The following is a 24228-nucleotide window of genomic DNA, read 5'->3' as shown; positions in this document are numbered from 1 at the left end:
ATGCGAGAGTAGGGAACTGCCAGGCATCAAATTGAAGAACCCTCAGCGAAAGCTGAGGGTTTTTTGCATTCCGGCGCCGGGAAAATCCGCTGGCATCGCCCCGCGTACCCCCCGCTACAAAATCAGCCGGCAGACCGGGACAGCCAGCCGGTGATAAACCGCACCACGTCAGCAGGCTGGTTAAGATCCAGCACCGGGACCGGCATCGCGAGGGCAGTGTCGCTCGCCAGCGCTGTGACAGCCGCTAACACCAGACCTCCACCCCGAATGGCGTCAGCCCCCGCCCTGCGGATAAGCATCATAGCCCGATCTCGCTGAAGGCCCCCAGTTTTCGTCAGCATCCCTGCCAGAGGTACCCCAATCCTCCCTGAAGCAGCGCCCCGTTTTGTACAGCCCGGTAAAAGCAGATGGCAACACGCCATTTCTGCGCTCTCACATCCCGCTATTCGCCAGCGTCACCCCGTTTACCACCCTGCTAACCCTTCCCGACCGTGAAAATTTCTCACCTTCAGCCTGCAGACTCGACATTATGGACGTTCCTGGGTAATGTTGGGCATCTGGATGTCTAAACGTTTAAGCGTATAAATTGAGGAAAAGAGGTTATGCCAATAAGGGTGCCTGATGAGTTACCAGCCGTGAATTTCCTGCGTGAGGAAAACGTCTTTGTGATGACGCATTCCCGCGCCAGCAATCAGGAGATCCGTCCGCTAAAGGTGCTTATCCTCAATCTGATGCCGAAGAAGATCGAAACTGAAAACCAGTTTCTGCGTCTGCTGTCGAACTCGGCGCTGCAGCTCGATATTCAGCTGCTGCGCATCGACAGCCGTGAATCCCGCAACACTCCGACGGAGCACCTGAATAACTTCTACTGCAACTTCGACGATATTCAGCATGATAACTTCGACGGACTGATTGTCACCGGCGCGCCGCTCGGGCTGGTCGAGTTTAACGACGTGGCCTACTGGCCGCAGATAAAGCAGGTGCTGGAGTGGGCAAAAGATCACGTCACCTCAACGCTGTTTGTCTGTTGGGCCGTTCAGGCCGCGCTGAATATTCTGTATGGCATTCCAAAACAGACCCGCAGCGAAAAGCTCTCCGGGGTATACGAACACTTTATTACCCACCCGCACGCGTTGCTGACGCGCGGATTTGATGATGCCTTCCTCGCGCCGCACTCGCGCTACGCGGACTTCCCGGCGGCACTGATTCGTGACTATACCGATCTCGAGATTCTGGCAGAATCCCGGGACGGCGATGCCTATCTGTTCGCCAGCAAGGACAAACGCATCGCCTTCGTGACAGGCCATCCGGAGTACGATCCCGATACCCTGGCAGGGGAGTACTTCCGCGATGTCGAAGCCGGTATCAACCCGGCAGTGCCCTTTAACTATTTTCCTGACGACGATCCACTGCAAAAACCGCGCGCCACCTGGCGCAGCCACGGCAACCTGCTGTTTACTAACTGGTTAAACTACTACGTCTACCAGATCACCCCGTTCGATCTGCGCCATATGAATCCCACGCTGGACTGACGCTTTCCGCTGTGATCAAGGCACCTTCGGGTGCCTTTTTTATTTCCGAAAATCCATGTTCACTTCTAAACGATCTTAATCCTTTTGTTAATTAATGAGTTACTTGCATTCTAATTAAAAAATGGAAATAGTTTTTGATTTTAGAATTCGATGCAGTAATCTTAATTGTGCTGAACGAAAAACACACAACGGGATCGTGTTACGAACCGCAGGATGAAACAGGATCACTTGGGAGAGATCGTTATGTCGGAACAGGCTCTATCTACTGAACTGCGCTTTACCCAGACGTTTACCGAGCAAGAACACCAGATCCTCACGTCGGACGCCATTGCGTTCCTGACTGAGCTGGTGACGCACTTCACGCCCCAACGCAATCGCCTGCTGGCTGCGCGCCAGCATCAGCAGGCACAGATTGATGCCGGGACGCTGCCGGATTTTATTTCGGAAACCTCTTCCATTCGTGAAAGCGAGTGGACAATTCGCGGGATCCCGGCTGACCTGCTGGACCGCCGCGTGGAGATCACCGGGCCGGTAGAGCGCAAGATGGTGATCAACGCGCTCAACGCCAACGTAAAGGTGTTCATGGCGGATTTCGAGGATTCGCTTTCGCCTGCGTGGAGCAAGCTTATCGAAGGGCAGATCAACCTGCGGGATGCGGTCAACGGCACTATTACCTGGACTAACGAGGCCGGGAAAATTTATCAGCTGAAGCCGGATCCGGCGGTGCTGGTTTGCCGGGTGCGCGGCCTGCATCTTCCTGAAAAACACGTTACCTGGCGTGAAGAGGCGATTCCCGGCAGCCTGTTCGACTTCGCCCTCTACTTTTTCCATAACTACCAGCAGCTGCTGGCGAAGGGCAGCGGCCCCTATTTCTATCTGCCAAAAACCCAGGCATGGCAGGAAGCGGCGTGGTGGAGTGAGGTCTTCAGCTTCACCGAGGATCGGTTCTCCCTGCCGCGCGGCACCATTAAAGCCACGCTGCTGATTGAAACGCTGCCTGCGGTGTTCCAGATGGATGAGATCCTGCACGCGCTGCGCGACCATATCGTTGGTCTCAACTGTGGGCGCTGGGACTACATCTTCAGCTATATCAAAACACTGAAAAACCATGGCGATCGCGTGCTGCCGGATCGTCAGGCGGTCACGATGGACAAACCCTTTCTCAGTGCCTATTCCCGGCTGCTGATCAAAACCTGCCACCGTCGCGGTGCGTTCGCCATGGGCGGCATGGCGGCGTTTATCCCCAGCAAAGACGCCGAGCGCAACGCCTGGGTACTGACGAAAGTGAAAGCGGATAAAACGCTGGAAGCGCAGAACGGGCACGACGGTACCTGGATTGCCCATCCGGGGCTTGCCGACACGGCGATGGCGATTTTCGAACAGGCGTTAGGCGAGAAGAAAAACCAGCTGGACGTGACACGGGCCGACGACGCCCCCGTTACGGCCCATGACCTGCTCGCGCCCTGCGAAGGGGAACGCACCGAAGAAGGCATGCGCGCCAACATCCGCGTTGCGGTGCAGTACATCGAAGCCTGGATTTCCGGTAACGGCTGCGTACCCATCTACGGCCTGATGGAGGATGCCGCCACGGCGGAAATCTCACGAACCTCTATCTGGCAGTGGATCCACCACCACAAAAGCCTGAGCGACGGCACGCCGGTCACTAACGCCCTGTTCCGCCAGTGGCTGGCCGAAGAGATGATGGTCATCCGCGAAGAGCTTGGCGAGCACCGCTTCAGCAACGGGCGCTTCACTGAAGCGGCAGCGCTGATGGAGCAGATCACCACTTCTGATGAGCTGATCGATTTTCTGACGCTGCCGGGCTATCGCTGGCTGGCCTGACGCTTTTCCTGTATCGACGCCCGCGGTCAGAGTGAAAACTGATGTCGTCTGCGGTCTGACGGTTTGCACCCATAACGCCTGAACACCAGGCACGATAATAACGGAGCATCTGCCATGACACTTTCACGTACCCAACAGATTGAACAGCTGGAACAGGAATGGAAACAGGCGCGCTGGCAGGGGATTGTACGCCCTTACCGCGCGGAGGAGGTGGTCAGACTGCGTGGTTCGGTGAATCCAGAATGCACGCTTGCGTCGCTCGGGGCAGCGAAGCTGTGGCGCCTGCTTAACGGCGAATCGAAAAAGGGTTACGTCAACAGCCTTGGGGCGCTGACCGGTGGGCAGGCGTTACAGCAGGCGAAAGCGGGAATCGAAGCCATCTATCTCTCCGGCTGGCAGGTGGCGGCGGATGCCAACCTGGCCGCCAGCATGTATCCGGATCAGTCGCTCTATCCGGTCAACTCGGTCCCGGCGGTGGTGGATCGGATCAACAACACCTTCCGTCGTGCGGATCAGATCCAGTGGGCAGCCGGCGTTGAACCGGACGATCCGCGCTATATCGACTATTTCCTGCCGATCGTCGCCGATGCCGAAGCGGGCTTTGGCGGCGTGCTCAACGCCTTTGAACTGATGAAGTCGATGATTGAAGCCGGCGCGGCGGCGGTGCATTTCGAGGATCAACTCGCCTCGGTGAAGAAGTGTGGCCATATGGGCGGCAAAGTGCTGGTGCCGACCCAGGAAGCGATTCAGAAATTGGTTGCGGCGCGCCTGGCGGCGGACGTCATGGGCGTCCCGACGCTGCTGATTGCCCGCACCGACGCTGACGCCGCGGACCTGATTACCTCCGACTGCGATGAGTACGACCGCGAATTCATCGTGGGCGAACGCACTCCCGAAGGGTTCTACCGCACCCACGCCGGGATTGAGCAGGCGATCAGCCGCGGCCTGGCCTATGCCCCGTACGCTGACCTGGTGTGGTGTGAAACCTCCACGCCGGACCTTGAGCAGGCGCGCCGTTTCGCCGACGCCATCCACGCCCGCTTTCCCGGCAAGCTGCTGGCCTATAACTGCTCGCCCTCATTCAACTGGAAGAAGAAGCTGGATGACGACACCATTGCCCGCTTCCAGGAGGCGCTCTCGGAGATGGGCTACAAATACCAGTTCATCACCCTCGCCGGTATCCACAGCATGTGGTTCAACATGTTCGACCTGGCGCATGCCTACGCTCAGGGCGAAGGCATGAAGCACTATGTGGAGAAGGTTCAGCAGCCGGAGTTTGCCGCCGGCCCGGACGGGTACACCTTCGTTTCACACCAGCAGGAGGTGGGAACCGGCTACTTTGACCGCGTGACGACCATCATTCAGGGCGGCGCCTCGTCGGTAACCGCCCTCACCGGGTCGACCGAAGAGCAGCAGTTCTGACAGCACCCCTCGCCCTGACGGTAAGCGAGAAGGGCGAGGGAAGGGCATGCGGAGGAGACGCCGATGACACGCGGGCTGGAATTGCTGATCGCGCAGACCATTTTGCAGGGCTTTGATGCCCAGTACGGACGCTTTCTGGAGATCACCGCCGGTGCGCAGCAGCGTTTCGAACAGGCCGACTGGCACGCAGTGCAGCTGGCGATGAAAAGCCGTATTCATCTCTATGACCACCATGTCGGCCTGGTGGTCGAGCAGGTGAAGTGCATCATGGCCGGCAAACGCACCGATGCCGACTTCCTGCTGCGGGTGAAAACGCACTACACCGACCTGCTGCCGCACTATCCCCGGTTCGAGATAGCCGAAAGCTTTTTCAACTCGGTCTACTGCCGCCTGTTCGACCACCGCTCGCTCTCCCCGGCGCGGCTGTTTATCTTCAGCTCGCAGTCTGCCCGGCGCTTTCGCACCCCGCCGCGCCCGCTGGCAAAACGCTTTTACCCGGACCGGGGCTGGGAGACGCTGCTCACCACCTTGCTGAGCGATCTCCCGCTGCGTCTGCCGTGGCAGGATATGGCGCGCGACGTCGGGTATATCATTGCTCACCTGACGGAAACCCTGGGGCCGGAGATGATGCGAAAGGCCTCGCTGGAGGTGGCGAACGAGCTGTTTTATCGCAATAAGGCGGCCTGGCTGGTGGCAAAGCTGGTGCTGCCGGAAGGGACGCTGCCGTTTTTACTGCCGCTCCACCGCAGCGATGACGGCACGCTGTTTATCGATACCTGCCTGACCCGCCACGCCGAAGCGAGCATCGTGTTCGGCTTCGCACGCAGCTATTTTATGGTGTACGCCCCGCTGCCCGGCGCGCTGGTAGAGTGGCTGCGCGACATCCTGCCCGGCAAAACCACGGCGGAACTCTACATGGCGATTGGCTGCCAGAAGCATGGCAAAACCGAAAGCTACCGGGAGTATCTGGAGTACATCACCCACACCGATGAAAAGTTTATCGAAGCGCCCGGCATCCGCGGCATGGTGATGCTGGTGTTTACGCTGCCCGGCTTCGACCGGGTCTTCAAGGTGATCAAGGATCGCTTCGCGCCGCAAAAAGAGATGAGCGCGGCGCATGTCCGGGCATGCTATCAGCTGGTGAAAGAGCACGACCGCGTGGGCCGCATGGCGGATACCCAGGAGTTCGAGCATTTTGTGCTGGAGAAGCGGCACATCAGTCCGACGTTGATGGCGCTGTTGCAGGCCGAGGCCGCTGACAAGCTCACCGACCAGGGCGAGTGCATCAGCATCAGCCATCTCTACATTGAACGGCGCATGGTACCGCTCAATCTCTGGTTCGAGCAGGCCAGCGGCGCCCAGCTACGCGATGCGGTGGAGGAGTATGGCAACGCCATTCGTCAGCTGGCGGCGGCCAATATCTTTCCCGGGGACATGCTGTTCAAAAACTTTGGCGTCACGCGCCACGGTCGGGTGGTGTTCTATGACTACGACGAGATCTGCTACATGACCGAGGTGAATTTTCGGGATATCCCGGCGGCGCGCTATCCGGAGGATGAGCTGAGCGCCGAGCCCTGGTACAGCGTGACGCCCGGCGATGTGTTTCCCGAAGAGTTTCGTCACTGGCTGTGCGCCGATCCGCGCATCGGACCGCTGTTTGAGGAGATGCACGCCGACCTGTTCCGTGCCAGCTACTGGCGTGAACTGCAGGCGCGCATTCGCGACGGGCACGTCGAGGACGTCTACGCCTACCGTCGACGCCAGCGGTTCAGCGTGCGCTACGGCAGGCAGCAGCAGACGGGTTAACGCACTCCACCATATTTAAGCGTGACCTCTTTCGCTGCTTTGATGACCAGCGCGCCCAGCTCGGTCACGCGGTCGTCGGTAATGCGTGAAATCGGGCCAGAGATGGAGATGGCGGCAAACGGCTCGTGGTGTTCGTCGTAGATGCAGGCGGCCACGCAGCGCAGGCCGAGGGCGTGTTCCTCGTCATCAAACGCATAGCCGCGCTTGCGGGTCTGGGCGAGATCGTCCTTCAGATGCAGCGGTGAAACCAGCGTCGCGGGGGTGTAGGCGTGCAGCCCTTTGCGGTGCAGCAGGCCGGTGACCTGCTCGTCGCTGAGCTGAGCGAGAAACGCCTTGCCCGCGCCGGAAGCGTGCATTGGCAGCTTACCGCCGATGGGGGCCGACATACGCATCAGCTGGGTACACTGCACCTGGTCAATGATAATCGCCTGATGATCGCTCTGGTCGAGCACCGCCAGGTTCACCGTCTCCCCCGACTCCTCCATCAGCTTGCGCAGCACCGGATGCACAATCGCCAGCAGGTTACGGCTTTGCAGGAAGCTGCTGCCGATGATGAAGGCGTGCGCCCCGATGGACCAGTGGCCCAGATCGCCAACCTGATGCACAAAGCCTAATTGCTGCATGGTGGTGAGCAGGCGATGGGTCGTGGAGTTCGGCAGTCCGGCCTGCTGCGCCAGTTCGGTGAGCGCGACGCTGCCCTGTGAATCGGCGATCCACTCCAGCAGCTTCAGGCCGCGGGTCAGGGACTGCACCTGGCCGGTTGCGGGAGCAGGCGTGGCGGCTGCGGCACTACGGGGTTTTTTACCGCGTTTAGCGGGAACGGACGCGACCATGACTGACTCCTTATTCTGTATCGTGGAAATCATTTTCGTTTCATCTGGCTATATTGCAACCGGCGATTGACTGATCCGATGAGTCAATAATGAACATGTCTCATGTTACCGCTGTGTGACTTTTCCCCCCTGGTGGTTTATGCCAGTATGGTTCGCTGGCCTGCAGGCCTGACTATAACGCCGGGAGTGAATGTGAGTAGCAACGTTGAACAACTGCACGCGCAGCTAGCCAGACGCATTATGGTGCTGGATGGCGGTATGGGTACCATGATCCAGAGCTATCGCCTGGAAGAAGCGGATTTTCGCGGGGAGCGCTTCGCCGACTGGCCCTGTGACCTGAAGGGCAATAACGATCTGCTGGTGCTCAGCAAACCGGAGATTATCGCCGCTATTCATTACGCCTATTTCGAAGCGGGCGCAGACATTGTTGAAACCAACACCTTTAACTCCACCACCATCGCCATGGCCGACTACCAGATGGAAGCCCTGTCGGCGGAGATCAACTTCGAGGCGGCAAAGCTGGCCCGCGCCTGTGCGGATGAGTGGACCGCGCGCACCCCGGATAAACCGCGCTACGTGGCAGGCGTGCTCGGCCCGACCAACCGCACCGCGTCCATCTCTCCCGACGTTAACGACCCGGCATACCGCAACGTCACCTTTGATGAGCTGGTGGTGGCCTACCGGGAATCCACCCGGGCGCTGGTGGAGGGCGGCTCCGATCTGATCCTGATTGAAACCGTCTTCGACACCCTGAATGCCAAAGCAGCGATCTTCGCCGTGAAGGCCGAGTTCGAGGCGCTTGGCGTTGACCTGCCGATCATGATTTCCGGCACCATTACCGATGCCTCCGGCCGCACCCTCTCAGGCCAGACTACCGAAGCGTTCTACAACTCCCTGCGCCATGCCGACGCGCTCTCCTTCGGGCTGAACTGCGCGCTGGGGCCGGATGAGCTGCGCCAGTACGTGCAGGAGCTGTCGCGCATCGCCGAATGCTACGTGACCGCGCACCCGAACGCCGGGCTGCCGAACGCCTTTGGGGAGTACGATCTCGATGCGGAGCCGATGGCAGAGCAGATCCGGGAGTGGGCCGAGGCGGGCTTTCTGAATATTGTCGGCGGCTGCTGCGGCACTACGCCGGCGCACATCGCCGCCATGTGCCGCGCCGTCGAGGGCATTGCCCCGCGCATGGTGCCTGAACTGCCGGTCGCCTGTCGGCTGGCGGGACTGGAACCGCTGAATATCGGCGCCGACTCGCTGTTCGTCAACGTCGGGGAACGTACCAACGTGACCGGCTCTGCTAAATTCAAGCGCCTGATTAAAGAAGAAAAATACAACGAGGCGCTGGACGTGGCACGCCAGCAGGTTGAGAGCGGCGCGCAGATTATCGATATCAACATGGACGAGGGGATGCTCGACGCCGAAGCGGCGATGGTGCGCTTCCTCAACCTGATTGCTGGCGAGCCGGACATCGCCCGCGTGCCGATTATGATCGACTCCTCTAAGTGGGAGGTGATTGAAAAAGGGCTGAAGTGCATCCAGGGCAAAGGCATCGTCAACTCCATCTCCATGAAAGAGGGCATTGAGGCGTTTACCCATCACGCGAAGCTGGTGCGGCGCTACGGTGCGGCAGTAGTGGTGATGGCGTTTGACGAAGTGGGCCAGGCCGACACCCGGGCGCGCAAAATCGAAATCTGTCGCCGGGCCTATAACATTCTGACCGAAGAGGTGGGCTTCCCGCCGGAAGACATTATTTTCGACCCGAACATCTTTGCGGTGGCGACCGGCATCGAGGAGCACAACAACTACGCGCAGGACTTTATCGGCGCCTGCGAAGACATTAAGCGCGAGCTGCCGCACGCCCTGATCTCCGGCGGCGTGTCGAACGTGTCGTTCTCCTTCCGGGGCAACGACCCGGTGCGCGAAGCGATCCACGCCGTTTTCCTTTACTACGCGATCCGCAACGGCATGGACATGGGGATCGTTAACGCCGGGCAGCTCGCTATCTATGACGATCTGCCAGCGGAGCTGCGCGATGCGGTGGAAGATGTGGTGCTCAATCGCCGGGACGACAGCACTGAACGGCTGCTCGACCTGGCCGAAAAGTACCGCGGCAGCAAAACCGATGACGCCGCCAGTGCCCAGCAGGCGGAGTGGCGCAGCTGGGAGGTGAAAAAACGCCTCGAATATTCGCTGGTAAAAGGCATCACCGAATTTATTGAGCAGGACACCGAAGAGGCGCGCCAGCAGGCGGAGCGCCCGATTCAGGTGATTGAAGGCCCGCTGATGGACGGCATGAACGTGGTGGGCGACCTGTTCGGCGAGGGCAAAATGTTCCTGCCGCAGGTGGTGAAGTCCGCCAGGGTAATGAAACAGGCGGTGGCGTACCTTGAGCCGTTTATCGAGGCCAGCAAAGAGAAGGGCAAAACCAACGGTAAAATGGTGATTGCCACCGTGAAAGGCGACGTACATGACATCGGCAAAAACATCGTTGGCGTGGTGCTCCAGTGCAATAACTATGAAATCGTCGATCTTGGTGTGATGGTGCCCACTGAAAAAATCCTCAAAACCGCCCGGGAAGTGAATGCTGACCTGATTGGCCTGTCCGGCCTTATCACCCCTTCGCTCGACGAAATGGTGAACGTGGCGAAAGAGATGGAGCGTCAGGGCTTTACCATTCCGCTGCTGATTGGCGGAGCGACCACCTCGAAAGCGCATACCGCGGTGAAAATTGAGCAGAACTACAGCGGGCCAACGGTGTACGTGCAGAACGCCTCGCGCACCGTCGGCGTGGTGTCGTCCCTGTTGTCCGACACGCTGCGCGATGACTTTGTGGCGCGCACCCGGAAAGAGTATGAAACGGTGCGCATCCAGCACGCGCGTAAGAAACCGCGCACCCCGCCGGTAACGCTTCATGCGGCGCGGGAAAACGATCTCGCCTTCGACTGGGAGAGCTATACCCCGCCCGCCGCGCATCGTCTCGGTGTGGAGGAGGTTAGTGCCAGCATCAACACCCTGCGTAACTACATCGACTGGACGCCGTTCTTTATGACCTGGTCGCTGGCCGGAAAGTATCCGCGCATTCTCGAGGATGAGGTTGTCGGCGAGGAGGCGCAGCGCCTGTTCAAAGACGCGAACGAGATGCTTGATGCGCTCGATGCCGGGAAAACCCTGAATCCGCGCGGCGTAGTGGGGATTTTCCCCGCCAACCGGGTAGGCGATGATGTGGAGATCTACCGCGACGACACGCGCACCCACGTGCTGGCGGTCAGCCATCACCTGCGCCAGCAGACCGAAAAGGTCGGGTTTGCCAACTACTGCCTCGCCGATTTCGTCGCGCCGAAGCTGAGCGGGAAGGCCGACTATATCGGCGCCTTCGCGGTGACCGGCGGGCTGGAGGAGGATGCGCTGGCCGAGGCCTATGACGCGCAGCATGATGACTACAACAAAATCATGATCAAAGCGGTGGCGGATCGCCTGGCGGAAGCCTTTGCGGAGTATCTGCACGAGCGGGTGCGCAAGGTGATCTGGGGCTATGCGCCGAATGAGAACCTCAGTAACGAGGCGTTGATTCGCGAGAACTATCAGGGCATTCGCCCGGCGCCGGGATACCCGGCCTGCCCGGAACACACCGAGAAAGCGACCATCTGGCAGCTGCTGGATGCTGAAACGCGCATCGGGATGAAGCTGACGGAGTCGTTCGCCATGTGGCCCGGCGCGTCGGTGTCCGGCTGGTACTTCAGCCATCCCGACAGCAAATACTTCGCCGTGGCACAGATCCAGCGTGACCAGGTGGAGGATTACGCCCAGCGTAAAGGCATGAGCATCAGTGAAGTGGAGCGCTGGCTGGCGCCGAACCTTGGGTATGATGCGGACTGACGCCGCCCTCCATCAACGGCAATAGCCGCTATCGCGGCGGGTGACGGTACGTTCCCGCCGCGATGCGTCATCCATGCCGGGGGCGAGTAAGCCCTGTCATTACCGGCGCGACGGGGCGGGAGCGCTTTTCCGGTATTCACCGCCTTCATCCACACAACGCGTCATCGCCCCTGTCTGGTGGTAAACCTTTATACTAGTGGTCTACAGACCCTTACTGCTTCGTAGCATTCGAGCGAAGTAAGGACATACTAACTAAAACCATTATTTGCGAGGAGAAGCCGTGTTAACCCTGCTGCACCTGCTTTCTGCGGTAGCGCTCCTGGTCTGGGGCACCCACATTGTCCGTACCGGCGTCATGCGCGTGTTCGGCGCGCGCCTGCGCACAGTCCTGAGTCGGAGCGTCGAGAAGAAGCCGCTCGCGTTTTGCTCGGGCATCGGTGTGACGGCGCTGGTGCAGAGCAGTAATGCCACCACCCTGCTGGTGACGTCGTTTGTGGCGCAGGATCTGGTGGCGCTGGCCCCGGCGCTGGTTATCGTGCTCGGCGCCGATGTTGGTACCGCCCTGATGGCGCGCGTCCTGACCTTCGATCTGTCGTGGCTGTCGCCGCTGCTGATTTTCATCGGCGTGATCTTCTTCCTCAGTAAAAAGCAGAGCCGGGCCGGCCAGCTCGGGCGCGTCGGTATTGGCCTTGGGCTGATTCTGCTGGCGCTGGAGCTTATCGTGCAGGCGGTGACGCCGATTACCCAGGCGTCCGGCGTGCAGGTGATTTTCGCCTCGCTGACCGGCGATATCCTGCTGGATGCGCTGATCGGCGCGGTGTTCGCCGTCATCACCTACTCAAGCCTGGCGGCGGTGCTGTTAACCGCCACCCTGAACGCCACCGGGGTTATCTCGTTTGATGTGGCGCTCTGCCTGGTGATTGGCGCGAACCTCGGCTCCGGGCTGCTGGCGATGCTCAACAACAGCGCCGCGACCCCGGCCGCACGACGCGTCGCGCTGGGAAGTTTGCTGTTCAAGCTGGTGGGTAGCCTGATAGTCCTGCCCTTTGTGCACCTGCTGGCCGACGCAATGCGCCACATCGCGCTGCCCGAGTCCGAACTGGTGATCTATTTCCACGTGTTCTACAACCTGATCCGCTGCCTGGTGATGGTGCCCTTCGTCGAGCCGATGGCGCGATTTTGCCAGCGGGTCATCGCCGATGCGCCGGAGTCCGATGCGCGTCTGAAGCCGAAGTACCTCGATAACACCGCGCTGGATACCCCGGCGCTGGGCCTGGCCAACGCCGCGCGCGAAACGCTGCGTATGGGGGAGGCGCTGGAGCAGATGCTGGAGATGTGGGGCAACGTGATCCGTGGCGAACCGCGCCAGGAGCGCGAGCTGCGCAAGCTGGCTGACGATGTGGACGTGCTCTATACCGCCATCAAACTCTATCTGGCGCAGATGCCGAAGGAAGATTTAACTGAGATGGAGTCGCGGCGCTGGGCGGAGATCATCGAGATGTCGCTCAACCTGGAGCAGGCGGCCGATATTATCGAGCGCATGGCCAGCGACGTGGCGCATAAGTCCTTCGCCGCGCGCCGCGCTTTCTCATCCGAAGGGCTACAGGAGCTGGACGCGCTGCTGGAGCAGCTCTCTGCCAACCTCCGGCTGGCGCTGACGGTGTTCTTCTCCGGCGATGTGGCGGGTGCCCGCCGTCTGCGCCGCAACAAGCATCGTCTGCGGATCCTCAGCCGCCGCTACTCCCACGCGCACGTCAACCGGCTGCATCAGCAGAACGTGCAGAGCATCGAAACCAGCTCCCTGCATCTGGGGCTGCTGAGCGACATGAAGCGGCTGAATTCGCTGTTCTGCGCCGTGGCCTACAGCGTGCTGGAACAGCCGGACGAAGATGATGAGCGGGATGAGAAGTAACAGGGTGAACGCCTCTACGGGGGCGTTCGTCAGCCAAACAGTTCGCTGTGGGTACCGATATCGATAAAGGTCAGCAAATTCTGCGACGGGCTGTGGCGGTAAACCAACAGAAAGTCCCCGCCGATATGCAGCTCTCTGGCGCCGTCCCACTGTTCGCACTGCAGCGCATGATCGCGGTAGCTGGCCGGTAACACGCCGCCATGAAAAAGCCGCGTCATGGCCTCGATTAGTGCAGGCATATCGTGCGCCCCGCGCGGTTATATCGCTCCCAGGATTTTGCAAAAGTGCGCGTGTAGTCGACGCGTCGCGGTAAGCTACTTCTCTTGTTTTTTATCATGGCTCAGTTCCTTGAGCATATCGTCTGCTGACGTGAAGCGGTGGGCGGCCTGCGCTTCAATCTCGCGTGCTTCCTGCAGCGCGGCTTTCATTTTTGCTGAGGGGCGTTTGACCTCAAAGGGTATCCCCTGGTGGCTAACCACCTGTTCCAGAAACAGACGTACCGCGCTACTGACGGTAAGGCCGCAGTCGCGCAAAATATGCGTGGCTTCGTTTTTCAGCTCCTCGGAAATACGCATTTTAATACTGGATTGCATCACATCACCTCGCTCGTTTTGTGGGTACATTGTGCACACGTAGTGGCTATTTTTCAAGCAATGGTTTCACGGGCCGACAAACTTACGCCCGCACGGTTTTTATCATCCCGCAGGCAGGGTATATTTCGCGTTTACAGGAGAAACTATGCTGCCAACTCACTCTACCCGATTAAATAAGTACATTAGCGAGAGCGGAATCTGCTCGCGCCGCGATGCCGATCGTTATATCGAGCAAGGAAACGTGTTCATTAACGGCAAACGTGCCGGCATTGGCGATCAGGTGGTTGCTGGCGACGTAGTAAAGGTTAACGGTCAGCTGATTGAACCGCGTAACGAAGAGGACCTGGTCTTTATCGCGCTGAATAAGCCGGTTGGCGTAGTGAGCACCACCGAAGAGGGCGAGCGTGACAACATCGTCGACTACGTTAACCACAGCACCCGCATCTTCCCGATTGGGCGGCTGGACAAAGACTCTCAGGGGCTGATTTTTCTCACCAATCACGGCGACCTGGTGAACAAAATCCTGCGTGCCGGTAACGACCACGAAAAAGAGTACGTGGTCACGGTAAACAAGCCGGTGACCGACGAGTTTATTCGCGGTATGGGCGCGGGCGTACCGATCCTCGGCACCATGACCAAAAAGTGTAAGGTGAAAAAAGAGGGGCCGTTCTCGTTTCGTATCGTGCTGGTGCAGGGCCTGAACCGTCAGATACGCCGCATGTGTGAACACTTTGGTTTTGAGGTCACGAAGCTTGAGCGTACCCGTATCATGAACGTCAGCGTTGCCGGGTTACCGCCGGGCGAGTGGCGCGATCTGACCGCCGATGAGCTGATTGAGCTGTTTAAGCTGATTGAGAACTCGTCGTCGGAGGCAAAACCGGCGAAAGCGGTGAAGAAGGCGAAACCGAAAGCGGCCGTGGCCAAAGCGCCCTCCGCCAGCGGCGGCAAAAACATGGCGAAAACCCCGGCGGAGCTGGCGTCGCGTAAACGCTTTAACCAGCCGGGACGTAAAAAGAAAGGGCGTTAACTCAGCGTTTGCCGCGGGTATGGGTACTGGCTGACCATGAAAAGGTCGCCTCGGGGTCGGGCTTGAACGCCTTTTGCTTTTTCTGCGCGCGCGCCTGTTTCGCCACCGTAGCCCGTTCGGCCATCAGCTTGTCGATGTACTCTTTTTTGATGTGGTTTGTTTCGGCGTTGGTCAGCGGGCGGCCATGCGAGATACGGGCTCTGTCGAGCAGCGTTTTCAGCTCGCGCTGTTCGCTTTCCGTCATCTCTTTTTGCGTCAGTCGTGAAGTGGACATTGGTGCGACCTCAGAGGGGAAGAGCCTGCAGTGTAAAGCAAAGCGCCTGCCGCCTCAGTAAAATTCACCGGTTTCAGGTACTTTCGCCAAAATAAAGCCCGCATCTGCGGGCTTTTGAACGTTTAGCGGCGGCGTTTCGCATCCTTAATCGGTTTACCGGACCAGTATCCCGCCAGCAGCGACCCGGAGAGGTTGTGCCAGACCGAGAACAGCGCGCCGGGCAGCGCGGCGAGCGGCGAAAAGTAGAGTTTACCCAGCGCCGCCGCGAGGCCGGAGTTTTGCATTCCTACCTCAATTGCCAGCGTGCGGCAGGTGGACTCATCAAAGCCGAACAGGCGTCCGCCCCAGTAGCCCGTCAGCAGACCAATGGTGTTATGCAGGATCACCGCGACAATCACCACCAGACCCACCGAGGCGATATGGGCGGCAGATCCGGCCACCACGGCGCTGATAATCGCCAGAATGCAGACCATGGAAAACGCCGGCAGGTAGGGCTCCACCGCCTTCACCAGCCGCGGGAAGAGGTGATGAATGACCAGGCCCAGCGCGATGGGGATCACCACGATTTGCAGAATGCTGAGCAGCATGCCCATCACATCCACCTGAATATGCGCATCGACATAGAGCCGGGTCAGCAGCGGCGTCGCCACCACGCCCACCAGCGTCGAGACCGAGGAGATGGTCACCGACAACGCCACATCTCCTTTCGCCAGGAAGATCATCACGTTTGATGCGGTGCCGCTGGCAACGCTGCCCACCAGCACCATGCCCGCGGAGAGATCCGGCGGCATATGAAACAGCCGTGCCAGCAGCCAGGCGGCAAGGGGCATCACCAGATAGTGCAGAAACGTGCCGGCGGCGACCGGGGCCGGACGCGAGAGCACGCGCCGGAAGTCGTCAATTTTAAGGTGGACGCCCATGCCGAACATAATCAGCATCAGCAGCGTGGTGATCCAGGGGCTGATGGGGGTGAAGGTGGTCGGCGTGTAATACGCAATAACCGAGAGCAGCAGCGCCCAGAGCGGGAACAGCCGCGTGAGAGTGGCAAGCATGATCTGTTTCCTTGCAGGTCGAAAGGTGTCGTTGTGTTTCCCGTGCCGCTGTAGCCGCGGCGTGCGTTTACGCTCCGGGAATGAAAAAGGCCGGTGAACGACCGGCCAAGGGTATTGTTTATCGTGCTAAGGATTTTTATTCAAATACATCATGATGAAATCCCTTCATCCGTGTCGGCGCGCAGGGGCATCACTCGAACAGATTCTGATGCAGCTTCTGCACCACCTGCTCGGCATCGCTGCCCGGCACCAGGAAACAGAGGTTGTAGCTGGATGCGCCGTAGCAAATCATGCGGATGTTGAACGGCTCCAGCACGCCAAACACCTCTTTCCCCACGCCGCAGGCTTTGGAGAGGCTGTTGCCGATAAGCGCCACCAGCGCCAGATCCTCTTCCACTTCTACCCGGCACAGCGAGGAGAGCTCGGTCAGCAGCGCCTGCGTCAGCAGCGTGTCACCGGTGGAGGTGGAGCCGGTGGTGTCGAGGGTCAACGCGACGCTCACCTCAGACGTGGTAATCAGGTCTACCGAGATGTTATGGCGCGCCAGAATGCAGAATACTTCGGCAAGAAAACCGCGCGAATGCAGCATATTGAGGCTGTGCAGCGTCAGCAGGGTCTGCTTACGGCGCATCGCCAGCGCCCGGAACAGCGGCGGGTTGGTGGTTTTATTGCATACCAGGGTCCCGCCCGCGGCCGGATCCTTGCTGGAGCCGACAAATACCGGAATATCGCTGCGTACCGCTGGCAGGAGCGTGGCGGGGTGAAGCACTTTTGCACCGAAGGTTGCCATTTCGGCGGCTTCTTCAAAGGCAATCTCATCGATGCGTTTGGCGGAGGGCACCACGCGCGGATCGGTGGTGTAAATCCCCGGTACGTCGGTCCAGATATCTACCCGCGCCGCTTTCAGGGCTTCGCCAAGCAGGGCGGCGGTGTAGTCGCTGCCGCCGCGGCCAAGCGTCGTGGTGCGGCCTTTGCCTTCACTGCCGATAAAGCCCTGGGTAATCACCAGGCCTTCAGCAAGACGCGGCTGTAAATGCTGGGTGCAGAGTTCAGCCAGCGCGGCAACGTCCGGCTCGGCGCGGCCAAAACGGTCACTGGTGCGCATCACTTTGCGCACGTCGAACCACTGGGCGTCCACGCTGCGCTCGCGCAGCACTTCGACAAACAGCAGGGTAGACATCAGCTCGCCGTGGCTTACCAGTTCATCGGTCAGCGCCGTGGAGGTGGCGAGCGAGGCGGCTTCGGACAGGGTACTGATGTTCTCAAGCAGACGGTCGATTTCGTCGCGGATAACGTCAGGGTTACGCAGCCGCTCGAGGATGTCGTACTGAATTTTGCGGATCGCGTCGAGCTTTACAAAACGCTCGGTCGCTTCGGGACCTTCCGCCAGCGCAACCAGCAGATTGGTCACCCCGGCTGAGGCAGAGAGCACCACAAGGCGCACGGCAGTATCGGCCAGCACCACGCCGGCGCTGCGGTTCATGGCGTCGAAATCGGCCACGCTGGTGCCGCCAAATTTGGCGACAACGAAAGCATTTGTCATAACAACCTCGTGTCAGGGAGCCATCCGGGATGGCACAACGTTATTCAGCCTTGGCACAAGGAAAGAGCGGTAAGGGGGCGGACGCAGACGGGAAAAACCACAACCACATTCACCCAGAAGCGCTCCACCTTGCGAAGCGTCCGACTGCGGGCGCTTCGGGTGACAACCCAGGGGATTCAGCCCCTGCGGTCGATAGCGAACGTTGCCAGACGCTGTGCTACCTCGGCGTTGCTCCCCCTCTCGTGCTGTCTGCGGACTGGCTCCTCGAGCATGATACCTGGGCAACGCGCCTCTTCCGGTTTCCCCCTTCATCGTTCTGGCCGTTGCGGCGTTGGCGTCCTCGCTCGCACCGGTCACATACGGGTGTATGCTCCCGGCGACTCGCTGCGTTGCCGCCTTGCTACAACCAGAACGATTTTGGGGGGCCCTTAATATTTCTGGCCGAGCCCGAAACATCAGGGGAAAACGATTCTCAATAAAATCGTGTAGTTATAAATAAAGGTTTACGCGGGGCATTGTCAACGACGGGGTTATGTGGATTATTCATGTTGGCGGGGCGGCCAGGAAAATAACTTATAACGACTATACTTGCGTGATTGATAACCCGTGCGGACAACGCCGGCCCTCATGATAAAAATCATCACAATTGCGGACGCAGGCGCTACAATCGACCGCTGTCACAGTTCTCAAATCACAAGAGTATTGCTATGAAAAACATCAACCCGAAGCAAACTTCAGCATGGCAGGCATTAGAGAAACACTTCGCTGACATGGAAAAGGTGAGCATCGCCGATCTGTTCGCAAAAGAGAGCGACCGGTTCAGCAAGTTCTCCGCCACCTTTGACGACCTGATGCTGGTGGATTACTCCAAAAACCGCATCACCGACGAAACCCTGAACACCCTGCTGGATCTGGCGAAAGAGACCGATCTGGCGGGTGCCATTAAGTCCATGTTCTCCGGTGAGAAAATCAACCGCACCGAAGACCGCGCCGTGCTGCATATTGCGCTGCGTAACCGTAGCAATACCCCCATTGTGGTTGATGGCAAAGATGTGATGCCGGAAGTGAACGCGGTACTGGAGAAGATGAAAACCTTCTCCGAGTCCATCATTTCCGGAAGCTGGAAAGGCTACACCGGCAAACCGATCACCGACGTGGTGAACATCGGTATCGGTGGCTCCGACCTCGGCCCGTTCATGGTGACCGAAGCGCTGCGCCCCTATAAAAATCACCTGAATATGCACTTTGTCTCTAACGTCGATGGTACCCACATCGCCGAAGTGCTGAAAAAGGTGAACCCGGAAACTACCCTGTTCCTGGTGGCGTCAAAAACCTTCACCACCCAGGAAACCATGACCAACGCCCACAGCGCACGCGACTGGTTCCTGAAAGCAGCGGGCGACCAGCAGCACGTGGCGAAGCACTTCGCCGCACTCTCCACTAACGCCAAAGCGGTGGGCGAGTTTGGTATCGACACCGCCAACATGTTCGAATTCTGGGACTGGGTGGGCGGACGTTACTCGCTGTGGTCGGCGATTGGCCTGTCGATCGTGCTCTCCGTGGGCTACGACAACTTTGTTGAGCTGCTCTCTGGCGCGCATGCGATGGACAAGCACTTCTCCACCACGCCGTTCGAGAAAAACCTGCCGGTGCTGTTGGCGCTGATTGGTATCTGGTACAACAACTTCTTTGGCGCGGAAACCGAAGCCATTCTGCCGTACGACCAGTACATGCACCGCTTCCCGGCCTACTTCCAGCAGGGCAACATGGAGTCCAACGGTAAGTTCGTTGACCGCAACGGCAACGCCGTGGATTACCAGACCGGCCCGATCATCTGGGGTGAACCGGGCACCAACGGACAGCATGCGTTCTATCAGCTGATCCACCAGGGCACCAAAATGGTTCCGTGCGACTTTATCGCCCCGGCGAAAACCCACAACCCGCTCTCCGATCACCACGCCAAGCTGCTCTCTAACTTCTTTGCGCAGACCGAAGCGCTGGCGTTTGGTAAGTCTCGTGAAGTCGTTGAGCAGGAGTACCGCGATCAGGGTAAAGATCCGGCAACGCTGGATTACGTGGTGCCGTTCAAGGTGTTTGAAGGCAACCGCCCGACCAACTCCATCCTGCTGCGCGAGATCACCCCGTTCAGCCTGGGTGCGCTGATCGCGCTCTACGAGCACAAAATCTTCACCCAGGGCGCCATCCTCAATATCTTCACCTTTGACCAGTGGGGCGTGGAGCTTGGTAAGCAGCTGGCTAACCGCATCCTGCCGGAGCTGGGCGATGAAAATGCCATCGACAGCCACGACAGCTCCACCAACGGCTTAATCAATCGCTATAAAGCCTGGCGTGGATAAGTAATACGTTCTTCTTATAAAAGCGTCGGCATTCGCCGACGCTTATTCTCAGACTAATCTACTTGTCCGATATTTCCCCGCCTTCACACCGATCAGGTTAATCTGAAAGTGTCATTCACCCCGGCAGAGACGTGCCATTCTTTTCAGAAAATCCGGACTTTGCCTCTGCGGTATTTATATTTTAACGCATTGATTATTAACTTATTTATATTAAATTATATTTGCACTGTCATATATTTTATCTGTTTATCCTAAAACCCTTCGCCTATTTCCCTCACGCGCAAACGCGAGAGGGTTGTTGTGTATACTCGAGTGCGCCTGAAAAGCGTTTTGGGCACATCTCCATTCATTCAATGAAGGGAAATTGTTATGAAGAAAATCATTTATGGCATTTTTGCCATATCCACGCTGGCGGCAACGTCTGCCTGGGCGGATCCGATCGCGGTCGGTGATGCAGCAGGTAGCGCGGCTACGTCTGTGTCCGCAGGGAGTTCTACTGCGACCAGCGCCAGTACTGTAGGGTCGGTAGTCGGTGTGGCGCTTGCTGCTACCGGTGGTGGCGATGGTTCCAATACTGGCACCACCACAACTACCACAACCAGTACCGCCACCCAGTAATACGGGTGTTTTAACCATAACCACACTTCGGTGTGGTTATTTTGACTTCGGGGAAATATCGTGCAGCGAGTTGCGATAGTGTTAGTGTGCCTGCTTCTACAAGCGTGCTCATCCACCACCAAAGGGTTGGGCAGCGCCCTCTGGAATAGCGTGCTTGGCGAAGATGGCGTACAGCTCACGGATGATGACATCCAGAACATGCCCTATGCCAGCCAGTATGTGCGCCTGAACAACGGGCCTCAGCTGTTCGTGGTGTTGGCCTTTGCGGAAAACGGCCAGCAGAAATGGGTCACGCAGGATCAGGCCACGCTGGTCACCCAGAAAGGCCGACTGGTAAAAACCTGGCTCACCAATGACAACCTGATTGAGGTCAGCAACCTCGCTGACGATCCGCTGGCGAAGCCGAATCAGGTGATCGACGGCGCAAGCTGGACCCGCACGATCGGCTGGACCGAGCACAAGCAGGTCCGCTACGCCACCGCGCGCTCAACCTTCCACTGGGACGGCAACGACACCCTGACCGTTGGCAGCAGCGTGACGCCGGTGCGCGTGCTGGTGGAAGAGGTAGAAACCGACCATAAAAGCTGGCGCAATCGCTACTGGATTGATAGCGAAGGGATAATTCGCCAGTCGCAACAGTACCTTGGTGCAGACTATTTTCCTGTCACCATGACATTGATTAAGGCCGCGAAAGAATGAAAATAACAGCACTCGCCGCGCTGATCTTCTGCATCACTTCTACCGCTGCGCTGGCCGACGCGACCGTGACCGTCACCCAAACCTCGGGGGCGGCACCGCTGACCATCACCGGTGCCAAAAAGCTGGCGGACGTGGTGTCTCAGCCGGCGCTGGCGCGTACCTGGTGGCCGGGAGCGGTCATCAGCGAACGTCAGGCGACCGCCGTCGCAGAACAGCAGCACCAGCAATTACTGAACACGCTGCGTCAGCTTGCCGCCGAAGAGGGCGGGGATGACGGGGCCGCTATCAACAGCCTGCGCAATCAGCTGGCAGCGATTAAGGTCACCGGCCGCCAGCGGGTTAATCTCGACCCGGACTGGGTGCGGGTACGCCCGCAGTACAACGTACCGGTGGAAGGGCAATACCATCTGTGGGTCGGGGAGCGTCCTTCGACGGTCACGCTGATGGGGCTTATCAACAAACCCGGACGCGTCACCTTCTCATCCGGACGTTCGGTGGTGGACTACCTGGACGACGTCAGCCTGCTCAGCGGGGCGGATCGCAGCTATGCGTGGATTATCTATCCGGATGGACGCACGGAGAAAACGCCGGTGGCGTACTGGAATCGACGTCACGTCGAGCCGATGCCCGGCAGCATCATCTTTGTCGGTTTTGCAGACTCCCTGTTTAGCTCAACCTGGGACGATCTCAACGCGCAGATCCTCCGCTCCCTGACTCATCGGATACCGGATTGATGAAAAAGACCTGTCTCTACAGCGTGCTGGCGCTGGCCGTATCGGCCGCCTGCCATGCTGAAACCCTGCCTGCGCCCATCGGCCCGTCGCAGTCTGACTTCGGGGGCGTGGGCCTGATGCAGACCCCGACCGCCCGTATGGCGCGCGAGGGGGAAATCAGCCTTAACTATCGCGATAACGATCAGTACCGCTACTACTCCGCCTCGGTGCAGCTCTTCCCGTGGCTGGAAACCACGCTGCGCTACACCGACGTGCGTACTCGTGACTACAGTAACGTTGACTCTTTCTCCGGCGACCAGACCTATAAAGATAAGGCGTTCGATCTCAAACTGCGCCTGTGGGAAGAGGGCTACTGGCTGCCGCAGGTGGCCGTGGGCGCGCGCGACATCGGCGGTACCGGCCTGTTTGACGCCGAATACCTCGTCGCCAGCAAAGCCTGGGGACCGTTCGACTTTACGCTGGGGATGGGCTGGGGCTATCTCGGCACCAATGCCAACGTGCGTAACCCGTTCTGTTCCTACAGCGACAAGTTCTGCTACCGCGATGGCAGCTATCAGCGTGCCGGTTCAGTTGACAGCAGCGACATGTTCCACGGCCCGGCGGCGCTGTTCGGCGGGATTGAGTACCAGACGCCGTGGCAGCCGCTGCGCCTGAAGGTGGAGTATGAAGGCAACAACTACACCGAAGAGTTCGCCGGCAAAATCGAGCAGAAGCGCAAGTTTAACGTCGGGGCCATCTACCGCGTCACCGACTGGGCCGACGTCAACGTCAGCTACGAGCGCGGGAACACCGTGATGTTCGGGGTCACGCTGCGCAACAACTTCAACGACCTGCGTCCGTCCTATAACGACAACGCGCGTCCGGCTTACCGCCCGCAGCCGCAGGATGCCATCCTCCAGCACTCGGTGGTGGCAAACCAGCTGACGCAGCTGAAATACAACGCCGGGCTGACCAACCCACAGATTCAGGTGAAGGGCGACACGCTCTACGTCACCGGTGAGCAGGTGAAATACCGCGACTCCCGGGAGGGGATTGAGCGCGCCAACCGTATCGTGATGAACGATCTGCCGGACGGGGTGCGCACCATCCGCATCACGGAAAACCGCCTTAACATGCCGCAGGTCACCACCGAAACCGACGTTGCCAGCCTGAAGCGCCACCTGGAAGGGGAACCGCTGGGCCGCGAGACGCCGCTGGTGCAGCGCCGCACCACGCCGGTTGTGCCGGAGAGCACCGAGCAGGGCTGGTACATTGAGAAGTCTGATTTCGATATCCACTTCGACCCGGTACTGAACCAGTCTTTCGGCGGCCCGGAAAGCTTCTATATGTATCAGGTCGGCCTGATGGGAACCGCCGACTGGTGGGTGACCGACCACCTGCTGACCACCGGTAGCCTGTTCGGCAACATCGCGAACAACTACGACAAGTTCAGCTACAGCGACTCGCCGGGCGACTCGTCCCTGCCACGCGTGCGTACCATGGTGCGTGAGTACGTGAAGAACAACGTCTACGTGAACAACCTGCAGGCCAACTACTTCCAGTATCTGGGGAATGATTTCTACGGCCAGGTGTACGGGGGCTACCTCGAAACCATGTACGGCGGCGCGGGGGCCGAAGTGCTGTGGCGTCCGGTGGACAGCAACTGGGCGGTGGGTATCAACGGCAACTACGTGAAGCAGCGTGACTGGCGCAGCGCGCAGGACATGATGAAGTTCACCGACTACAGCGTGAAAACCGGTCACCTGACCGCCTACTGGACGCCGCCGTTTGCGCAGGATGTGCTGATCAAGGCGAGCGTCGGGCAGTATCTGGCGGGCGACAAAGGCGGCACGCTGGAAGTGGCGAAACACTATGACAGCGGCGTGGTGGTCGGGGCGTATGCCACCATCACCAACGTATCGGCCGAGGCCTACGGGGAAGGGGAGTTCACCAAAGGCGTCTACGTATCCGTACCGCTGGATCTGTTCACCTCCGGCCCAACCCGCAGCCGTGCAGCCATCGGCTGGACGCCGCTGACGCGTGACGGTGGTCAGATGCTGGGCCGTAAGTTCGACCTCTACAGCATGACCAGCGACAAGAGCCTGAACTTCCGGTAATCAGAATGGCCC

General features: G+C 59.1%; 19 protein-coding genes and 1 riboswitch. Of the genes, 12 read left to right on the top strand and 7 right to left on the bottom strand.

Annotated elements, in window-relative coordinates:
- Positions 1–122 precede the first annotated feature (122 nt).
- Positions 123–251, bottom strand: a complete 129-nt coding sequence (locus DW58_RS21525; protein WP_268873305.1) for a P-loop NTPase family protein — start codon at positions 249–251, stop codon at positions 123–125.
- Positions 252–602: 351 nt separating this feature from the next.
- Between DW58_RS21525 and metA the strand changes: the two genes are divergently transcribed.
- The 4 genes from metA (at position 603) to aceK (ending at position 6602) form a co-directional block, all read left to right on the top strand.
- The gene (metA, locus tag DW58_RS17875) at positions 603–1532 is read left to right on the top strand and encodes a homoserine O-acetyltransferase MetA (protein WP_024550322.1); all 930 of its coding nucleotides are present in this window, start codon (positions 603–605) and stop codon (positions 1530–1532) included.
- Positions 1533–1775: 243 nt separating this feature from the next.
- Positions 1776–3374, top strand: coding sequence for a malate synthase A (gene aceB, locus DW58_RS17870; protein ID WP_024550321.1), 1599 nt, complete (start codon positions 1776–1778; stop codon positions 3372–3374).
- 114 nt (positions 3375–3488) lie between these two features.
- Positions 3489–4796, top strand: a complete 1308-nt coding sequence (gene aceA / locus DW58_RS17865) for an isocitrate lyase (protein WP_024550320.1) — start codon at positions 3489–3491, stop codon at positions 4794–4796.
- 63 nt (positions 4797–4859) lie between these two features.
- Positions 4860–6602 (top strand): bifunctional isocitrate dehydrogenase kinase/phosphatase, encoded by a 1743-nt coding sequence (gene aceK, locus DW58_RS17860; protein WP_024550319.1) that lies wholly within the window; start codon positions 4860–4862, stop codon positions 6600–6602.
- On the opposite strand, the gene iclR is transcribed toward aceK, so the two are convergent.
- Positions 6599–7435: a glyoxylate bypass operon transcriptional repressor IclR gene (gene iclR / locus DW58_RS17855; protein WP_024550318.1), complete on the bottom strand. Its 837-nt coding sequence runs from the start codon at positions 7433–7435 to the stop codon at positions 6599–6601. The two genes, aceK and iclR, sit on opposite strands and share 4 nt — an antisense overlap.
- 192 nt (positions 7436–7627) lie before the next feature.
- Here iclR and metH point away from each other — a divergent pair, with 192 nt between their 5' ends.
- Both metH and DW58_RS17845 read left to right on the top strand, forming a co-directional pair.
- A complete protein-coding gene (gene metH, locus DW58_RS17850) occupies positions 7628–11311 on the top strand; it encodes a methionine synthase (RefSeq protein ID WP_024550317.1) in 3684 nt (1227 codons plus the stop codon).
- A gap of 280 nt (positions 11312–11591) precedes the next feature.
- Complete coding sequence (locus DW58_RS17845) at positions 11592–13223, top strand: Na/Pi cotransporter family protein (protein ID WP_024550316.1); 1632 nt, start codon at positions 11592–11594, stop codon at positions 13221–13223.
- A 29-nt stretch (positions 13224–13252) separates the two neighbouring features.
- On the opposite strand, the gene DW58_RS17840 is transcribed toward DW58_RS17845, so the two are convergent.
- Together DW58_RS17840 and DW58_RS17835 are read right to left on the bottom strand one after the other, a co-directional pair.
- Positions 13253–13462, bottom strand: coding sequence for a type II toxin-antitoxin system RelE/ParE family toxin (locus DW58_RS17840; protein ID WP_029696402.1), 210 nt, complete (start codon positions 13460–13462; stop codon positions 13253–13255).
- Positions 13463–13537: 75 nt separating this feature from the next.
- A complete protein-coding gene (locus tag DW58_RS17835) occupies positions 13538–13816 on the bottom strand; it encodes a type II toxin-antitoxin system RelB/DinJ family antitoxin (RefSeq protein WP_024550315.1) in 279 nt (92 codons plus the stop codon).
- Positions 13817–13961: 145 nt separating this feature from the next.
- Here DW58_RS17835 and rluF point away from each other — a divergent pair, with 145 nt between their 5' ends.
- Complete coding sequence (gene rluF, locus DW58_RS17830; protein WP_024550314.1) at positions 13962–14843, top strand: 23S rRNA pseudouridine(2604) synthase RluF; 882 nt, start codon at positions 13962–13964, stop codon at positions 14841–14843.
- Position 14844: 1 nt separating this feature from the next.
- Here rluF and DW58_RS17825 read toward each other — a convergent pair whose 3' ends face one another.
- From DW58_RS17825 to lysC, 3 genes are all read right to left on the bottom strand, one after another.
- Positions 14845–15117 carry a YjbD family protein gene (locus DW58_RS17825; protein WP_024550313.1) on the bottom strand — a complete coding sequence of 91 codons (273 nt, stop codon included), beginning with the start codon at positions 15115–15117 and terminating at the stop codon, positions 14845–14847.
- A 122-nt stretch (positions 15118–15239) separates the two neighbouring features.
- Positions 15240–16169, bottom strand: coding sequence for a ketopantoate/pantoate/pantothenate transporter PanS (gene panS / locus DW58_RS17820; RefSeq protein ID WP_024550312.1), 930 nt, complete (start codon positions 16167–16169; stop codon positions 15240–15242).
- Positions 16170–16359: 190 nt separating this feature from the next.
- The gene (gene lysC / locus DW58_RS17815; protein ID WP_024550311.1) at positions 16360–17712 is read right to left on the bottom strand and encodes a lysine-sensitive aspartokinase 3; all 1353 of its coding nucleotides are present in this window, start codon (positions 17710–17712) and stop codon (positions 16360–16362) included.
- Positions 17713–17821: 109 nt separating this feature from the next.
- Positions 17822–18015, bottom strand: a riboswitch (Lysine riboswitch).
- 404 nt (positions 18016–18419) lie between these two features.
- Between lysC and pgi the strand changes: the two genes are divergently transcribed.
- From pgi to DW58_RS17790, 5 genes are all read left to right on the top strand, one after another.
- A complete protein-coding gene (pgi, locus tag DW58_RS17810; RefSeq protein ID WP_024550310.1) occupies positions 18420–20069 on the top strand; it encodes a glucose-6-phosphate isomerase in 1650 nt (549 codons plus the stop codon).
- Between the two features lie 369 nt (positions 20070–20438).
- Positions 20439–20687, top strand: coding sequence for an exopolysaccharide production protein YjbE (gene yjbE / locus DW58_RS17805; protein WP_024550309.1), 249 nt, complete (start codon positions 20439–20441; stop codon positions 20685–20687).
- 60 nt (positions 20688–20747) lie between these two features.
- Positions 20748–21386, top strand: a complete 639-nt coding sequence (locus tag DW58_RS17800; protein ID WP_024550308.1) for a YjbF family lipoprotein — start codon at positions 20748–20750, stop codon at positions 21384–21386.
- Entirely contained in the window at positions 21383–22120 is a 738-nt protein-coding gene (locus DW58_RS17795) for a capsule biosynthesis GfcC family protein (protein WP_024550307.1), read from the top strand. The genes DW58_RS17800 and DW58_RS17795 overlap by 4 nt, the downstream gene beginning before the upstream one ends.
- On the top strand, positions 22120–24216 hold the full coding sequence (locus tag DW58_RS17790; protein WP_024550306.1) for a YjbH domain-containing protein: 2097 nt from the start codon (positions 22120–22122) through the stop codon (positions 24214–24216). The genes DW58_RS17795 and DW58_RS17790 overlap by 1 nt, the downstream gene beginning before the upstream one ends.
- Positions 24217–24228: the final 12 nt, after the last annotated feature.

Source organism: Siccibacter turicensis LMG 23730 (assembly GCF_000463155.2).
In the GTDB taxonomy this organism is placed as follows: Bacteria; Pseudomonadota; Gammaproteobacteria; order Enterobacterales; family Enterobacteriaceae; genus Siccibacter; species Siccibacter turicensis.
Note: the sequence above shows the minus strand (reverse complement) of the source record. Positions and strands in the feature narration are given on the sequence as shown.